The organism is Nonomuraea sp. MTCD27, from assembly GCF_041950495.1.
In the GTDB taxonomy this organism is placed as follows: domain Bacteria; phylum Actinomycetota; class Actinomycetes; order Streptosporangiales; family Streptosporangiaceae; genus Nonomuraea.
In genome coordinates, this window is record NZ_JBGNUW010000019.1 from 98,184 (window position 1) to 114,515 (window position 16,332).

General features: G+C 73.5%; 13 protein-coding genes. 8 read left to right on the forward strand and 5 right to left on the reverse strand.

Annotation, left to right across the window (positions count from 1 at the left end):
* Positions 1-134 precede the first annotated feature (134 nt).
* Together ACBJ59_RS43895 and ACBJ59_RS43900 are read left to right on the forward strand one after the other, a co-directional pair.
* Positions 135-1,253 (forward strand): S1 family peptidase, encoded by a 1,119-nt coding sequence (locus ACBJ59_RS43895; protein WP_375116028.1) that lies wholly within the window; start codon positions 135-137, stop codon positions 1,251-1,253.
* 51 nt (positions 1,254-1,304) lie between these two features.
* Positions 1,305-1,862: a CGNR zinc finger domain-containing protein gene (locus ACBJ59_RS43900; protein ID WP_375116029.1), complete on the forward strand. Its 558-nt coding sequence runs from the start codon at positions 1,305-1,307 to the stop codon at positions 1,860-1,862.
* A 10-nt stretch (positions 1,863-1,872) separates the two neighbouring features.
* On the opposite strand, the gene ACBJ59_RS43905 is transcribed toward ACBJ59_RS43900, so the two are convergent.
* Together ACBJ59_RS43905 and ACBJ59_RS43910 are read right to left on the reverse strand one after the other, a co-directional pair.
* A complete protein-coding gene (locus ACBJ59_RS43905; RefSeq protein WP_375116030.1) occupies positions 1,873-3,267 on the reverse strand; it encodes an FAD-binding oxidoreductase in 1,395 nt (464 codons plus the stop codon).
* A gap of 164 nt (positions 3,268-3,431) precedes the next feature.
* Positions 3,432-4,784 (reverse strand): family 43 glycosylhydrolase, encoded by a 1,353-nt coding sequence (locus tag ACBJ59_RS43910; protein ID WP_375116031.1) that lies wholly within the window; start codon positions 4,782-4,784, stop codon positions 3,432-3,434.
* 276 nt (positions 4,785-5,060) lie between these two features.
* On the opposite strand from ACBJ59_RS43910, the gene ACBJ59_RS43915 reads away from it, so the two are divergent.
* Positions 5,061-6,023: an endonuclease/exonuclease/phosphatase family protein gene (locus ACBJ59_RS43915; RefSeq protein WP_375116032.1), complete on the forward strand. Its 963-nt coding sequence runs from the start codon at positions 5,061-5,063 to the stop codon at positions 6,021-6,023.
* Here ACBJ59_RS43915 and ACBJ59_RS43920 read toward each other — a convergent pair.
* On the reverse strand, positions 6,013-6,699 hold the full coding sequence (locus tag ACBJ59_RS43920; RefSeq protein ID WP_375116033.1) for a FadR/GntR family transcriptional regulator: 687 nt from the start codon (positions 6,697-6,699) through the stop codon (positions 6,013-6,015). The two genes, ACBJ59_RS43915 and ACBJ59_RS43920, sit on opposite strands and share 11 nt — an antisense overlap.
* Entirely contained in the window at positions 6,692-8,203 is a 1,512-nt protein-coding gene (gene mqo, locus ACBJ59_RS43925) for a malate dehydrogenase (quinone) (RefSeq protein WP_375116034.1), read from the reverse strand. The genes ACBJ59_RS43920 and mqo overlap by 8 nt, the downstream gene beginning before the upstream one ends.
* A gap of 156 nt (positions 8,204-8,359) precedes the next feature.
* On the opposite strand from mqo, the gene ACBJ59_RS43930 reads away from it, so the two are divergent.
* From ACBJ59_RS43930 to ACBJ59_RS43950, 5 genes are all read left to right on the forward strand, one after another.
* Positions 8,360-10,597: a glycoside hydrolase domain-containing protein gene (locus ACBJ59_RS43930; RefSeq protein ID WP_375116205.1), complete on the forward strand. Its 2,238-nt coding sequence runs from the start codon at positions 8,360-8,362 to the stop codon at positions 10,595-10,597.
* Complete coding sequence (locus ACBJ59_RS43935) at positions 10,594-11,868, forward strand: glycosyltransferase (protein WP_375116035.1); 1,275 nt, start codon at positions 10,594-10,596, stop codon at positions 11,866-11,868. Before ACBJ59_RS43930 ends, ACBJ59_RS43935 begins: the two co-directional genes overlap by 4 nt.
* Positions 11,869-12,070: 202 nt before the next feature.
* A complete protein-coding gene (locus tag ACBJ59_RS43940; protein WP_375116036.1) occupies positions 12,071-13,093 on the forward strand; it encodes a sensor histidine kinase in 1,023 nt (340 codons plus the stop codon).
* Positions 13,090-13,725, forward strand: coding sequence for a response regulator (locus ACBJ59_RS43945; protein ID WP_375116037.1), 636 nt, complete (start codon positions 13,090-13,092; stop codon positions 13,723-13,725). Before ACBJ59_RS43940 ends, ACBJ59_RS43945 begins: the two co-directional genes overlap by 4 nt.
* A gap of 105 nt (positions 13,726-13,830) precedes the next feature.
* Complete coding sequence (locus ACBJ59_RS43950) at positions 13,831-14,658, forward strand: SAM-dependent methyltransferase (protein WP_375116038.1); 828 nt, start codon at positions 13,831-13,833, stop codon at positions 14,656-14,658.
* A 23-nt stretch (positions 14,659-14,681) separates the two neighbouring features.
* Here the strand turns inward: ACBJ59_RS43950 and ACBJ59_RS43955 are convergent, their stop codons facing one another.
* Positions 14,682-16,331, reverse strand: a complete 1,650-nt coding sequence (locus tag ACBJ59_RS43955) for a hypothetical protein (protein WP_375116039.1) — start codon at positions 16,329-16,331, stop codon at positions 14,682-14,684.
* Between the last annotated feature and the right edge of the window lies 1 nt (position 16,332).

Consider the following 16,332-nt stretch of genomic DNA (forward strand, 5'->3'; position numbering starts at 1 on the left):
CCTACCGTAACCATCCGGGTCGCGGCGGTCGGGCGTCCGCCCCTCATATCACCGTGACCCGGGGGCAAATGGTAGGTCCGGCGGGGTGGCCATCCGGCTTACGGTGGCGGCAGGGCTTGGCTCAGGAGGTCCGCATGAAGTCCTTCCGCTCGGTCGCCGCCGCGGTGGCCGCCACGCTCGTCCTCACCGGCACGCCCGTGCGCGCCACCCCCGTCCCCGCCGCATCCCCCGAGATGGTGCGGGCCATGCGGCGCGATCTCGGGCTCACCGCCGGGCAGGCCGCCTCCCGGCTGGTCGCCGAGGAGCGCGCCCGCCGGGCGGAGCCGGCCCTGCGCGGCCTGCTCGGCCCCCGCTTCGGCGGCGCCTGGCTGGCGGCGGACGGATCGTTCGTCGTCGCCACCGCCGACGCGGCCGACGCGCAGGCCATCGCCGCCTCGGGAGCCCGGCCCAGCGTCGTCGCCCGGCCGCTCGCCGCGCTCGAAGCCACGCGGGACCTCCTGGATCGGGCCGCGCATCTGGCCGGCCCCGGCGTGCACGGCTGGTACGTGGACGAGCCCGCCAACGACGTCGTGGTGCTGGCCGCCGACCGGGCGAGCGGCACCGCCTTCGTCTCCGGCAGCAAGGCCGACCCCTCCGTCGTACGCGTGCGGACCTCGACCGCCCGCCCCGTCCCGTACGCCGACATCCGCGGCGGCGACACCTTCGTCGTCCGGGACAAGGGGCGCTGCATCGTCGGCTTCACGGTACGGCGCGGCACCACCGGCGGGTTCCTCACCGCCGGGCACTGCGGCCAGAGGGGGGACGTCGCCCTGACCGGCTACGGAGGCACCCCGATCGGCGTCTTCGAGGCATCCTCCTACCCGGGCGACGACTACGCCTGGGTGTCGCTCCACCCGGGCTGGACCCCCCGTGGCACCGTGGTCGGCCTCGGCGTCGAACGCCCCGTGCGCGGCGCGGCGCCGGCCCCGGTGGGGTCGTCCGTCTGCCAGGCCGGCCCGGCCACCGGCTGGCACTGCGGCATTGTCCAGCAGCGCAACGTCACCGTCGTCTACCCCGGCGGCACCGTCACCGGCCTGGTGCGCACCAGCGTGTGCGCGGAGCCGGGGGCGTCGGGGGCGCCGTTCCTGTCCGGGGACCAGGCCCAGGGCATGACCTCCGGCGGTTCCGGCAACTGCTCGGTCGGCGGCACCACGTACTTCCAGCCGGTCGCGGAGCCCCTGTCGGCCTTCGGTCTCACGCTGGTCACCGGCTGAGCGGCGTCCCGGCGATTGCGCAGGATTTGCATCACCTGTCAAACTGGTGATGTGAAGCATGTGTTCCTTTGCGGCAACCCCGCGCTCGACCTCGCCGGCACGCTCCGGGCGCGCCGCACGGAGCGCTTCGAGACGCTCGACGCCCCCGACCGGCTCGACGCCTGGTACCTGGAGTCCGGCCTCGTCGACGCCGTCTCCCCCTGCCGGGACGCGGATCTGGCCCGGGCCGTGGCGGTTCGGGAGGCGATCTACGCGCTGGTCACCGCCCGGCTGGCCGGTGACGGATACGACGGCGAGGCGCTCGCCCTGGTGAACGAGGCCGCCCGCGAGCCCGCGGCGGCGCCGCAGCTGACGGCCGAGGGGCGGTGGGTCGAGGCGACCCCGGCCCAGGCGCTGTCCACCGTGGCCCGGCATGCCGTCGAGCTGCTCAGCGGGCCGGAGGTGCCGCTGATGAAGGAGTGCGCCAACCCCGAGTGCACCAAGGTCTTCATCGACCGCTCGCGGGGCGGGCGGCGGGAGTGGTGCGGCATGGAGTCGTGCGGCAACAAGATCAAGGCGGCTGCCTACCGGGCGCGCAAGAAGGAGGCCCAGGTGGCGGGCACGCGCTGACGCCGACCGGTCAGGCGGGTCGCGGGGGACGGATGGCGTGCGGGAAGTGGAAGAGGTCACCGGGGTCGTAGCGGGCCTTGACCGCGCGCAGGCGATCGAGGTGCTCGCCGTAGTAGGCGCGTCCCCAGTCGGGCTGGCGTGCGGAGACGTGGTTCTGGTACGCCTGCCCCGTCGCCCACGGCCGCAGGTCCTGCCACAGCCGGGCGGTCCAGTCGCGGGCCGCCAGCGTCGCGCCGAGACCCGTGCGGGCGTCCGCCCAGGCGCGGACCCACATGCCGAACCGGCAGTCGCGGTGCGCCCAGGCCGTCCCCTCGGCGCGGCCGAGCGCCCCGCCCTGCAACTCGATCACGCAGTCCCGCCGCCCGCCGCCCTCGGACGCGGCGCCGCGGGCCAGCGCTCGTGTCAGCACGGCCACCGCCTCCGGGGGCAGCGGCCGGTCGAGCAGGTGGTCGGCCTGGAAGCAGGGGCCGGACGCCCCGGCCATGCCCTCCCGGGAGAAGCACCACAGGAACTCGGTCGCCTCCGGATACCGGGACGAGTGCGTCCTGACCCCGGCCGGGCCGGTCCCCATGGCCCGGGTCAGGCCCACCAGCAGGTGCGCGGCCTCCCGCCTCGGGCCGCACCACACGGCCACCACGACGGCCTGCCCGGGGCCGGGCCGCAGGACGAGCTGGGTGAACATGCGGTCGGGCACGGTCAGCGCCCACTCCTGCCACGCCGCCACCAGGTCCGGCGCCCAGGGCCATTCGAGCAGGAACGTGTGCACGTCGGGAGCCGGATGGGTGCCGAACACCAGCGACGTGACGATCCCGAACCCGGCCGTCCCCGCGCCGCGCAGCGCGAAGAACAGGTCCGCGTGGGCGTCGGGGCCGCACGTCTCCATGCGGCCGTCGGCGAGCACCACCTCCGCCTGGAGCAGGTGGTCCATCGTCAGCCCGTAGGCGCGGCCGACCGTCCCGATGCCGCCGCCCAGCGTCAGCCCCGCGATGCCGACGTCCGGGCACGTGCCCAGGGGCAGCAGGCGGTCGTGCCGGTCGAGTGCCCGTGCCACCTCGCCGGCCCTGGCCCCCGCTCCCACCCGGGCGACGTCCTGGTCCACCGTGACCCCGGACATCGGGGAGACGTCGATGACCAGCCCGGGTCCGGTCGAGTAGCCGGCGTAGCCGTGGCCGCCGGAGCGGGGGTGCGGCGGCAACCGGTGCCGGCGCGCGAACAGCACCGCCTCGCGTACGTCCCGGGGGTCGGCGCACCGCACCACCCCGAGCGGCCGGACCAGGCCGAACCGGGGATCGGCGATCCGGCGCGCCTGCTCGTAGCCGGGGTCGCCGGGCAGGAGCACCGGTCCGCGTACGCGTCTCCGGAGCGCCTGCCAGTCATCCGCCGCGGGCCGGCGCGACCTCGTCACGGCCACCCCCATGACCTGTGTTCGTATCATTACTTTCAGCAATCATACGGACACCAGGCGTGCCAACCGGCTTCAGGGCACGCCCGGCCGGAGGAGGCGACGGGGGGGGGTTGGTGGCGACGAGGCCGGAGCCCTTGCGGGCGGCCGTCCCCGGCAGCCGGCGGTCAGTCGTCGACCGTGTGCCCGTGGTTGCGGCGCTGGACGTACAGGCGGTTGCCCTCGGGGCCGGTCCATTCCACCCGTACGACACCGGCCACCGCGGCGTCGCCGATGCGCGACGGGTCGGACCAGTAGCCGAAGTTGGGGTTGCGGAAGAACGTCGCCCACACCTGGCCGCTGCGATCGGCGAAGAAGTTGTTGTGACCGGCGCCGACTCCCGCGGTCCACCGCCTGGAATAGGGGCCCTCGAAATTGTCCGCGACGGCGACGACCGCGTCGTACTGGTACTGCACGCGGCCGGCGCCGGGCGTGGCGTAGGCGTATCGCGTGGTGCCGTCGGGGTTGGTGGAGGAGCGGTTCCACGCGGCGTGCAGGAGGTAGTACTTGCCGCCGTGCTTGAACACGTACGCGCCTTCGAGGTACGGCTCGGGCGCGTACGGCACCTGCTGGAACTGGGGGAGGCCGGTCGTCGGGACGATGTCCTCCATGTCGTCCCGGAACTTCGCGTACAGATGGTTGTGCAGCACCAGCCAGGCGTCGTCGCCCTCGGCGTAGAGGCTGCCGTCGATGTGGTGGTAGGCGCCCGGCTTGATGAAGGCGGGCCCGCCGATGAAGGACTCGCCGAAGGGTTTGTCGAGGTTGCCCTCCACCAGCCGGTACGGGCCCTCGACCCCGCCCTCGCTCACCAGCATGAACGAGCCGACCTTCTGGGAGTGGTCGCCCATGCACGCCACGATGTACCACTTGCCGCGGAAGTGGTGCACCTCCGGGGCCCAGGCCTGGCCCCGCTTGCCGAACCGGTCGTCGGTCCAGTACTCCTGCCACGGGGCCACGACCGTGCGTCCCGGCCGGTTCTCGCCGGCGAACTCCGGCGACCACACCTTGCCCTTCTCGGCGCCGGGCCGGATGCCGGTGGTGTCGGCCAGCCGCCACGGCCCCCGCAGGGACGGGGACACCCACACGAAGATGCCGTCGTTCCACGGGGCGGCGGCTTCGAGGCCGGGCACCCGCGTGGTGCCGGTGGCGACGTAGACCGGGCGGCCGTCGACGACGAAGCAGTTGACGTAGGTGTCCCGCATCCAGACCCGGCCGAGCGCCTCGTCGCGGGGGCGCAACTCGAGCGGGAGGATGAAGGAGTTGTCCTCGCGCGGCCACAGGTCCAGCCGGGTGTCGGCGAGGCCGTAGGGCTCCGGCTCGGGCCAGTTCGACGGGTGGCGCCGCCTCGCCGCGGCCTCGGCGGGCGCCGCCTGCGCCGCCTGCGCGGCGGCTGTGGGAAGCGCCGCCGCTCCCAAGAAACCGGCCGCACCGGTCAGCAACGACCGCCGGTTCACGTGCAACCCGTTCTCGGAATCAGCCATCTGTCACGTCCTCCCGCAATCGACGCCTGCCGGGCCCGCTCCCGCTGAGCGGCTGGGGCGCCGTGCCGCTGCGCAGAGTCTGCCGAAGTCTCGCAAATTACGTCAATAACCCGGAAGAAATCCCCGAACGGCCGCCAATTCAGGTCGTTACAGCAGGAATCCCAGGTCAAACGGCTATGAGCGGAAACTCGGGCGTGATCCTCCCCGTAACGTTCACGTATCGGGCTCTTCGCCGGGGTTCGGTGGGGGCGGGCGGCGAGCCGTACGGTCGGGCGTATGAGCATCGAAGATCGGCGGGCTCGTGGCGGCGACTCGCCGTGGCGGCGCGGGCGGGTTCTCGCCGCGCTCGCCGTGCTGGTGGCCGGGCTGCAGGCGTTCCCCCGAGCCGTGCCCAACGCCGTGGGGAGCCTCGGGAGCCTGCTGGAGACGTTCCTGCCCTGGGTCGGCCTGGCCGTTCCGGTGCTGCTGGTCCTGGCGCTGCTGCGCCGCTCGGCCATCGCGATGGTGTCCCTGGTGCTGCCGGTGGCGGTCTGGGCCGCCGTCTTCGGTGCGCGGCTGTCGCCCGCCGACGGCGGGGCGGCCCACGACCTGACCGTGCTCCAGCACAACGTCGGCGAGGAGAACCCCGATCCGGCGGGCACCGCGCGAGCCCTGGCCGGGGCCGGGGCCGACCTCATCGCCCTGGAGGAGGTGATGCCCGCCGCCCGGCCCGTCTACGAGGCCGTCCTCGCCCCCGGCCATCCCCACCACGTGGTCGTGGGCACCGTCGGGCTCTGGTCCAGACATCCCCTCACGGACTCCCGGCCGGTGGGCATCAGGCCCGAGGGGGTCACCGGGGACTGGAACCGGGGGATGCGCGCCACCGTGCGGACACCGTCCGGCGACCTGGCCGTGTACGTCGCCCACCTGCCCTCGGTCCGGATCCGGCTGCCGGACGGCTTCGGCACCCGGTGGCGGGACGAGAGCGCCGCCGCGCTGGGCGCGGCCCTCGCCGCCGAGCCGCTGGACAGGATCGTCCTGCTGGGCGACCTCAACGCCACCCTCGACGACCGCGGCCTGGCACCGGTCACCTCCCGGATGACCCCGGCCGTGGCGGGGTTCGGCTTCAGCTGGCCCGCCGCGTTCCCCCTCGCCCGGATCGACCACGTCATGACCCGCGCCGCGACGCCCGTCGCGACCTGGACGCTGCCCGCGACCGGCAGCGACCACCTCCCGGTCGTGGCCCGCATCAGGCTCTGAGGGTCAGCCGGGTCCTGGACGCGTCGAGGTGGGTGCGCATGGCCGCGGCCGCGCCCAGGGGGTCCGCGGCGGAGATCTGGTCCCGGATCTTGCGGTGCTCGCCGAGCACCTGGTCCAGGTGGCCGGGGTCGTGCTCGGTCCCCGCGTACGGCCGGGTGATCGCGGCGGCGCCGAGCGCGTCGAGCAGGTCGAGGTAGAAGCGGTTGCCGGTGGCGACGGCGATGGCGCGGTGGAAGGCGAAGTCGGCCTCCACCGCGTCGCTGGCGCTGCCCCGGACCGTGGCCATCCGGCGCAGCGCGGCGTCGACGGCGGCCAGGGCGGCGGGTGTGGCGCGGGCGGCGGCCAGCGCCGCGGCCTCCACCTCGATGCCACGGCGCAGTTCGAGCAGGTGAAGCCGGTCGTCCAGGCTCCGTACGGTGCCCACGGAGTGCGTGAAGTCCTGCGCCGCCGGCCTGGCCAGGACGAACGATCCGCGTCCGCGCCGGGTCTCGACCAGCCCCGCGGCACGCAGCCGGGAGATGGCCTCGCGTACGACGGTGCGGCTGACCTCGTACCGGCCGGCGAGGTCGCCTTCGGCGGGCATGAGGTCGCCGGGCTGCCAGGTTCCGTCCCCGATGGCGCGCCGGAGCTCGCCCTCCACCCGGTCGGCGAGGCTGGGGGCGTGATCGTCAGCCACGGACGGCTCCGTGCGCGCTCTCCGCCAGGCCCAGCGCGAGGGCGCTGCGTCGCGTGACCTCCTGGAGCAGGTCCGGGTGTTCGGACAAGCGGGTGCCGTACGTGGGGACCAGGGTCCGGAGCGCCGCGCGCCAGGCCGGCACGCGCTCGGGGAAGGCTCGTTCGAGCACGTCCAGCATGATCGAGACCGAGGCGGAGGCGCCCGGTGAGGCGCCGAGCAGGGCGGCGAGGCCATCGGAGGTGACGACTTCGGTGCCGAACCCGGCGATCGAGCCACGGCCGTCCACCCGCTTGACCACCTGCACCCGCTGGCCGGCGGTGACGAGCTCCCAGTCGCCCGGCCGCGCGTCCGGGACGAACCGGCGCAGCGCGCGCATCCGGCCGCCGTGGGTCTGCGCCAGCTGGCCGACGAGGTAGCGCAGCAGGCCGAGGTTCTCGCGGGCCGCGCCCAGGAGCGTCCCGGCGTTCCACGGGGTGACCGACCGGGGCAGGTCGGAGCGGCGGCCCCGCTTGAGGAAGCGCGGCGAGAACGCGGCGAAGGGGCCGAACATGAGGTAGCCGCGGCCGTCCACGACCCGGGTGTCGAGGTGCGGCACCGACAGCGACGGCGCGCCGGGCTCCGCGTGGCCGTAGACCTTCGCGTGGTGGCGGGCGAGCAGCTCCGGCCGGTCCGTACGGAGGAACTGCCCGCTGATGGGGAAGCCGCCGTACCCCCGGGTCTGCCGCACCCCTGCGCTCTGGAGCAGCGGCAGCGTCCCGCCGCCCGCCCCGAGGAACACGAACGAGCCGCGCACGCCGTAGTCGCGGGCCCCTTCCAGATCGCGCACCCGCAGCCGCCACGACCGGTGGTCACGGGAGAGGGAGCGCACCTCGTGGCCGGTGCGCACCTCGACGCCGTCGCGTGCGAGGGCGGTGAAGAGCCGGCGCGTGAGCACCCCGTAGTCGACGTCGGTGCCGCCACGCGTGCGGCAGACGGCGACGTGCTCGCCACCGGGACGGCGGTCGAACATCAGCGGGAGCCAGCGCGCCATGACGTCCCGGTCGCGGGTGAACTCCATCCCCTCGAACAGCGGGTGCCCGCGCAGCGCCTCGTGCCGCAGGCGCAGGTGCTCCACCCCGGCGGCGCCGCGGGCGAAGCCGAAGTGGGGGACCGAGCGGATGAAACCGGCCGGGTCGCCGAGCGTGCCCTCCTCGACCAGCCCCGCCCAGAGCTGCCGCGACAGCTGGAACTGCTCGTTGACGGCGATGGCGCTGCCGACGTCGATCGAGCCGTCGCCGCCGAGCGGGGTGTAGTTGAACTCGCAGAGCCCGGCGTGGCCGGTGCCCGCGTTGTTCCAGGCCGACGAGCTCTCCAGGCCGAGCCCGTCCAGCCGTTCCAGCACGAGGATCGACCAGTCCGGCTGCGCGCGGCGCAGCAGCACGCCGAGGGTGGCGCTCATGATCCCGCCCCCGACCAGCACCACGTCGTAGCCGGTGCCGGTCCTCGATCCGCGTTCGGCGCTCACCTGATGTCTCCTCGCGACTGCAACCTGTATGACAGGGTTCTGTCCTGTATAACAGGTTTGTCCGCCTGCTCGCGCACGCCTTCCACCCATGTTCCCGAGGAGATTTCACCTGGCGGAAACCTAAGGCGCGATCGCGGTGGGTAGATTCCCGCCATCCTGGACAACGTTGACCCCTTCATCGGCACAGCGGCGACCGACCTGCCTCCGGCTCGTGGTCTGGCCGCCACTTGGTGGTGGCCGAAACCACAGGTGGGCAACACCCACCCCGGTGCCACGTCGCCGCTGGGCATGGTGTCGGCCTGCGCCTACTCCGGCGCGTACCCCACCGGCTACGGCCGGTACGCGAAGAACACCGAGGGCGTGCCCGAGGAGATGTTCGAGCAGCTGCAGGCGTCCGGGTTCACCCACTTCCAGCAGTCCGGCACCGGAGCGATCCGCAAGTACTACAACTACGTGAGGGTCACCCCGATGGTGCAGTCGCTGGACGAGCTGGGCGAGTCCTGGCCGCTGCACGACGAGGTGGCGGAGGCCGGCTACTACGCGGCCACCCTGGGCACCGGGGTCCGCTGCGAGCTCACCGTGGGCACCAAGGTCGCCGTGCACCGGTACACGTTCCCGGAGCACAGCAGCGCCCGCGTGGTGGTCGACCTGTCCTGCGGCGGCCTGGCCATCGACCTCGGCCAGACCGTGCCGGTGCGGGCGCAGGTGGAGAGCATGGGGCGCGGCCGGGCCCAGGGCACGGTGGTGATGGAGGGCGTCCCGCTCTCGGTGTACGTGGACGTCGACAGCCCGGGCTGGCGGCAGATGCTCTGGTACGACCGGCGCCTCATCGACGGCGGCACCCGCCTCGACTTCGACAGCATCCGGCACACCACGTTGCGGCCGTTCGGCATGCTCTTCATGGGCCCCACCACGCCGGGGCAGACCATCGAGGTGCGGCTCGGGTTCTCGCTGCGCGGGTGCGACCAGGCCCGGCAGAACCTGGAGCGCGAGTGCGGCCACGCCCAGCCGGCGTTCGACACCGTACGCTCGCGGACCCGGGCCCGGTGGAGCGAGCACCTCGACCGGGTACAGGTCGAGGGCGGCACGCCGGCCCGCCGTACCGTGCTCGCCACGGCGCTCTACCACGCGCTGATCAAGCCGTGCTTCGCCGACGACGAGAGCCCGTTCTGGCCGACCCCCGGGCCGTTCGCGTTCGACGTGTGCACCATGTGGGACATCTACAAGACGCAGCTGCCGCTGCTCGCGGCCATCGCCCCCGACCGGGCCTCCGACCTGCTGGAGTCGCTGATCCGGGTCTGCGAGGAGGAGGGCAACTTCCCCATCGGCTACCGGATGGCCCGCGGCGCCGACCGCTTCTTCCGCCAGGCCAGCGCGCTCGTGCACACCGCGCTGGCGGACGCCCACGCGCTCGGCCGGGCGGCCCTGGACTGGAGCTGGGCGCTCGTGCACATGGTCGGCGACCTGCGCCGCATGTACGGCGAGGACTTCTTCGAGCACGGAGTCGTGCACCCGATCACGCACACCCTCGACCTCGCCTACGCCCACCACTGCACGGCACAGGTGGCCCGGTCGTTGAACGACCGCCGGCTGGCCGACGATCTCGAGAACCGCGGCCTGCAGTGGTCCAACGCCTTCGACCCGGACACGGGGCTGCTGCGCGACTCGGAGTTCTACGAGGGCGGCAAGTGGAACTACTCGTTCCGGCTGCTGCACGACATGGCCGCGCGGATCGCCCTGGCCGGCGGCGACTCGGGCTTCATCGACAAGCTGGACCGGTTCTTCGGCTTCGGCGCCGCGCCGGTGAAGCAGCCTGGCCGGCGCCCGTCGGCGGCGGAGATGGCGGCCGGCTACGCCCTGAACCGGTTCGAGGGGCTGAACAACGAGCCGGACATGGAGGCGCCGTGGGCCTACCACTACGCCGGCCGTCCCGACCGTACGGCCGAGATCGTGAACGCGGCGCTGACCTGGCAGTTCGGCACCGGGCCCGGTGGCCTGCCCGGTAACGACGACTCCGGCGGCCTCAGCTCGTGGTACGTGTGGGCGTCGCTGGGGCTGTTCCCCATCGCCGGGCAGAACCTGTTCCTGGTGAACGCGCCGGCGTTCGAGCGGGCCGTGCTCCGGGTCGGCGGCAACGAGTTCGTGATCGAGACCAGCGGGCACCGCGAGCGGCCGATCGGCGTCGACGGCCTCGACCGGGACCTGCCGGCACAGTACGTCCAGTCGGCGACGCTCGACGGCAAACCCCTGGACGCGACCCACCTGAGCGCCGCCACCGTGCACCGCGGCGGCCGGTTGCACCTGCGACTGGGCCCGGAGCCGTCGGCGTGGGGACGGGGGATCCGCCCGCCGTCCCTTTCCGATCCGCCCCCGACACCGGAGGTAGCGCGATGACCCACCCCCGTCGCCGTCTCGTCATCGTGGTCAGGGCCGACCCGGTCATCTGCGGTCACTCCGGCGAGGCCCGCAATCTCGCCGAGGTGGCGCTGACCCGCGGGTTCGACGACGTACGGCTGCTGACCTGGCCGATCCCGGCGCTGCGGGCGGCCGGGCTGCCGCTCAAGCCGCTGGACCGGCTGCTGCCGTACAGCCCGGGGATCACCGTGGAGCGGCCGGAGCCGGTCGGCGACTACCGCGTGCCGGACGGCCGTCATCAGGCGGGTCTCACCGGCCGGCTCGTCGAGCTGCTCGCCGAGCCGGTGCCCACGGTCTGCCTGTCGATGTACCTGGCCCCGCACGCCTCGGTGGTCGTGGACGCGGTCGCGGCGGCGCGGGCGGCCGGGTTCGCGCCCGACGTGCACACCGTCGCGAAGGCGGTCGGCTCCGACGTCACCAACGTGATCCGGTCGTGCCTGCGGGAGGGCCGGTTCGGGGCGGCGACGGTGCTGTTCACCACGTTCCTGGCCAACGACGAGGTCGTCGCGGTCTCCGAATACACCCGGGAGGAGATCGTCGCCTCGGCCGAGCAGGTGGACGCCCGCTGCGGCACCACGTTCGCCGAGCAGTGCCGGCGCCGCGTCACCGTCAGCTACCCGCCGATCGACTCCGCCGCCTTCCTCGACCCGGAGCCGGCGCGGGTGGACGCCGCGCTCGCCCGGCGCGGCCTGGAGCGGGACGGTTACGTGCTGTTCCTGTCCCGGGTGACCAAGGCCAAGGGCATCCACGACCTGGTGCTCGCCTACCGCCGGATGCGCTGCCGGTCGAGCGTGCGGCTGGTCGTCGCCGGCACCGGTACGGCCCTGGACGAGGTGCGCGCGCTGGCCGAGGGGGACGACCGGGTGGTCTTCCTCTCCGACGTCGACGACCAGGAGAAGACGCTGCTCATGCGCGGCTGCGCGGCCTACGCGCTGCCCACCAAGCCCGAGCCCGACTTCGTCGAGACCTTCGGCATCGCCCTGGCCGAGAAGATGCTGGCCGGCGGCGGGCCGATCGTCACCACCCCGACCGGCGGGACCCTCGAGGCCGTCGGCGACACCGCCGTCGTGGTCCCGCCCGGGGACGTCGACGCCCTGGCCGCGGCCGTGGACCGGGTGGTTCTCGACATGTCCGCCGCCGAACGGCAGGACCTGGAGCTGCGCGCCCGCGCCCGCGCGATGTCCTTCGACCGGGCCGCGGTGTTCGACGACCTGTTCCCGCAGGAGGCGCCCGCCGTCGGGGTGCTCTGAGGGAGGGCACTGAAGGCGTGCGCCGAAGACGTGTTCCGAGGGGATCCTCCGACCGGACGAGCGGCCGCATCGTCCGTCCGGTCGGCCGGATCGCGCCCTGACGCACGATTCGGCGGGCCGCCTCCGCCTCGCAGACTCGGTGGGAGTCATCGAGCCGAGGAGGAAATGTGGTTCCCACCCTGGAGCTGCGGCGCTGGCGCCGATGGCGCTCTATTTCGCCGGGCTGCTGGCCCTGGCCTGGGTGCTGGTGGCCCGCCATCCGGCGTACGCGCTGGTCATGCTCGGCTGCTTCCCCACGGCGTTCGTGGCCCTGCCCGGCTGGTACGCCTACGCCGGGGTGGTCGTCACGGCGCTCGTCGCCGCGGGCGGCCCCATCGCGTTCCAGAGCGGCGGCGAGCCCTGGCTCGGGCTGCTGCCCGCGCTGGCGGGGGCTGCGTTCGCCGCCTTCCTCGGGTGGATCATCAGGGCCATGGAGACCGAGGTCGAACGCCGGCTCGCCGCCAACCGGGCCCTGGAGGACGCCAACGAGCGCCTGGTCAGGCTGGGCGAGGAGAACGCCGAGCTGCAGGGCAGGCTCCTGGCGGCGGCCCGGCAGACGGGGGTCGCGGGGGAGCGCGGCCGGATGGCCAGGGAGATCCACGACACCGTCGCCCAGGGACTTTCGGGCATCGTCACCCAGCTCGAAGCCGCCGAGGAGGCCGCGCACGACCCCGACGCCGTACGCCGTCGGCTGGCCGTCGCCCGGAGCCTGGCCAGGGAGAGCCTGACCGAGGTCCGCCGCTCCCTCGACGGGCTGCGCCCCGGCCCGCTGGCGGAGTCCAGGCTGCCCGAGGCGCTGGAGTCGCTGGTGTCCGGCTGGAGCGCCGCGCACGAGGTGCCCGCCGGCCTGACCGTCACCGGCCCGGCCAGGTTGCTGCATCCCGAGGTCGAGCTGACGCTGTACCGGGCGGTGCAGGAGGCGCTGGCCAACGTGGCCAGGCATGCCGGGGCCGGCCGGACCGGTGTCACCCTGTCGTACATGGAGGACGTGGTGGTGGTCGATGTCCGGGACGACGGGGTGGGGTTCAGCCCCGGGGAGAGCGGCGGGTTCGGGCTCACGGCGATGCGGCAGCGGGTGGTCAGGCTCGCCGGGAGCGTCGAGGTGGAGTCGGCGCCCGGCCAGGGGACGGCGATCAGCGTGACCGTCCCCGCCATCCCGAGCACGGCCGGGCAGGAGGCGACGTGAGCGTACGACTGGTGATCGTGGACGACCATCCCGTGGTGCGCGACGGCCTGCGCGGCATGTTCGCCGAGCAGCCCGACCTGGAGGTCGTCGGCGAGGCGGGCGACGGGGAACGGGGGCTGGCCCTGGCCGAGCGGGCGCGCCCCGACGCGGTGCTCACCGACCTGCGCATGCCCGGCCTGAGCGGGGCCGAGCTCATCCGGTCGCTGGCCGAGCGGGTGCCGTCGGCCCGCGTGCTGGTCCTGACGACGTACGACGGGGACGAGGACGTGCTGCCGGCGCTGACCGCGGGCGCGATCGGCTACCTGCTCAAGGACTCGCCGCGGGACGAGGTCTTCCGCGCCGTGCGGGCGGCGGCCGTGGGGGAGTCGGTGTTGTCCCCGGCGGTGGCCGCCCGGGTGCTGGACCGGGTCCGTACGTCCGCGCCCGCGTTCGCCCCCGCCGAGCTGAGCGAGCGCGAACGTACCGTGCTCGGGCTGGTCGCGAAGGGCTTCACCAACAAGGACGCGGCGGCGGCGCTGTTCATCAGCGAGACGACCGTGAAGACCTACCTCGCCCACATCTACACGAAACTGGGCGTCTCCGATCGCGCGGCGGCCGTGGCCGCCGCCTACGGCCGCGGCCTGCTGCCGTGATCCGGAGCATCTGAAAGTTTCATCCGGATCTGTGCCCTTTGCTCGATCGTCGCTATGCTGCCGCGCATTCGGTGTCGATCAAACGTGACGCGGCGGAGGGCGACCATGGGCGACGGACTTCCGAACTGGACGCATCAGGACCCGGACTACCTGCCTCCGGAGATCGACACCAGCAAGCCCAGCATCGCCCGCGTGTACGACGCGTTCCTCGGCGGCAAGGACAACCTCGCGGTCGACCGGGCCGTCGCGATGGAGGGCATGAAGCACTTCCCCGACGGCGGCCAGGGCGCCCGGGAGAACCGCGCGATGTTGTTCCGCGGCGTGAAGTTCATGACCGAGCAGGGCATCGACCAGTTCCTCGACGTCGGATCCGGGCTGCCCACGATGGACAACACGCATTCCGTCGCCCAGCGGATCAACCCGGACGCGCGGGTGGTCTACGTGGACAACGACCCCATCGTGCTCGCCCACGCCCGGGCGATCCTGCAGACCAACGACAACACCCGCGTCATCACCGCCGACATGCGCGAGCCCGAGGCGATCTTCCACCATCCGAAGGTGGAGGGCTTCCTGGACTTCTCCCGGCCGATCGGGCTGCTCCTGGTGGCCGTGGTGCACCACCTGGGCGACGACGAGGGGCCCGAGGAGCTGGTGGACACGTACAAGTCGCGCCTGGCTCGCGGCAGCTACCTGCAGCTCACGCACTTCTGCTCGTGCGCGCCGGAGGTACGGGCCCTGGAGGGGGTCCTGCTCACGATGCTGGGCACCGGCCGGGCCCGGGACATGAAGGAGATCGTGCACTTCTTCGACGGGTTGGAGCTGGTCGAGCCGGGCGTGGTGCACCTGCCGGAGTGGCGGCCGGAGCAGCCCGTCCGGCGGCCGCCGGGGCTGGGCGGGATCTGCATCGCGGGCGGCGTGGCCAGAAAACCCTGACCACGCCACCGGTGCCTCCGAGCTCAGGAGACCTGGACCTCGTGGCTCGCCTGCGCCTGCTGGTAGACGCCGTTGCCCGGCCACCTGACGGTGAACCTGTACAGTCCCCTCGCCCCGACCGTGGTGACGAACTCGAACGAGCCGCTCTCGTCCACCGTCACGCTGGGCAGCGGTCTCGTGGCGGAGCTGTCGACCCACGTGCGCTCGACGGTGATCACGGCGCCCTCGGGCCGCAGCCCGCCGTCGCCCGCCAGGGTGCCCCTGAACCGCATCTCCTTGCCGACCGACCCGGTCTTCAGGCCGGTCAGCGTCAGCGTGGCCGGCCGCCTGGCGACCTCGGTGGTCGCCGACGCGGAGCTCCACCGGGCGTCCTGGCTGCCGTCCCAGACGGCCTGGTAGGTGATCGCGCCGCCGACCGGCGGGGTGTCGGCGAGCGTGAACGAGCCGTCCGCAGCGGTCGTCACCTCCGCGACGGTCGCGCTGGTGCCGTCGGGCGCGTGCCGGGTCACCACGACCGGCTGCGCGCCGGCGTCGAGCCCGCCGGGCAGCGTGAGCCCGCCGGTCAGCGTGACCGGTTCGAGCACGTCTCCCGTGGCCGGGGCGGTGAGGGTCATCGACGACCGCGGCAGCAGCGCGCCGTGCATCCGCCACAGGTGGAGCCGTCCGGTGCCGGCCCTCAGCACGGTGAGGACGTCGGCGCCCGAGATCGTCAGGCTGCCCGGGACGACGCTGCCCAGCGAGGAGTTCTCGCTCCGGTAGGTGATCTCCGCCGTGGCCGCGTCGTACGACACGACGTTCGCCACGCCCGTGCCCACCACCTGGGTCCCGTCGGGGCTCACCGCGACGGCGCGGCGGGAGATCGAGTGGATCGGGCTGTAGGAGCGGACGCGGGTCAGGGTCGTGGTGTCCCAGGCGTCGATCTGGTCCGGGCTGTCGAGCGCGGCGACGAGCGTGGCCCCGTCCGGCGTGACGGCCAGGTCGTACGGGCCGCTCAGACCATGCGCAAGGCCGTCGATGCCGCCCCGCGGGGTCGCCGACGTGCCGTCGAGGTCGTAGACGTACAGGTAGGCGGGCAACAGGTTGGGCAGGGCGAACACCAGGGTGTTCCGTGCTGCGGCGACCAGGGGGGCACCGCTGGACATCCCGGCCCGGACGGACACGGCCTGCGGCGCCGGCGCGGTGAGGTCGAGGCTGAGGACGCCGCCGCCCGAGAGGCGCTCGCAGCCGTACCCGACCAGGAGCTGGGAGCCGGAGAGGGCCAGGTTCATGGGGCACGGGTAGGCGAGGTCGATCCGCCGGGTGACGGCGAGGGTGCCGGTGTCGATCTCGGCGATCTGGTTCGAGCCGCTCAGCGCCGCGTAGAGGCGGGCGCCGTCGGCCGTCATGGCCAGGCCGACCGCGCCCGACAGGCCGGTGATCTCGCCCGTTACCGTGCCCCGGCCGTCCAGGACGACGATCCGGTCCCGCCCGGAGACGAAGATCTTGCCCCCGCCGGCGGCCGTGTCACCGCCCTTCTCGTGATCGAGGCCCACGGTCGCCAGGCTCACGCCGAGATCCGTCGTGGAGTCCACGGCGGAGGCGGCCGGTGGCTGGGCCACCGTCAGGGCGGCCAGCAGCGCCAGGGTCCCGCCCACGACGGTCAGTGATCGGGTCGATTCAAGCGCTCGGGACAAC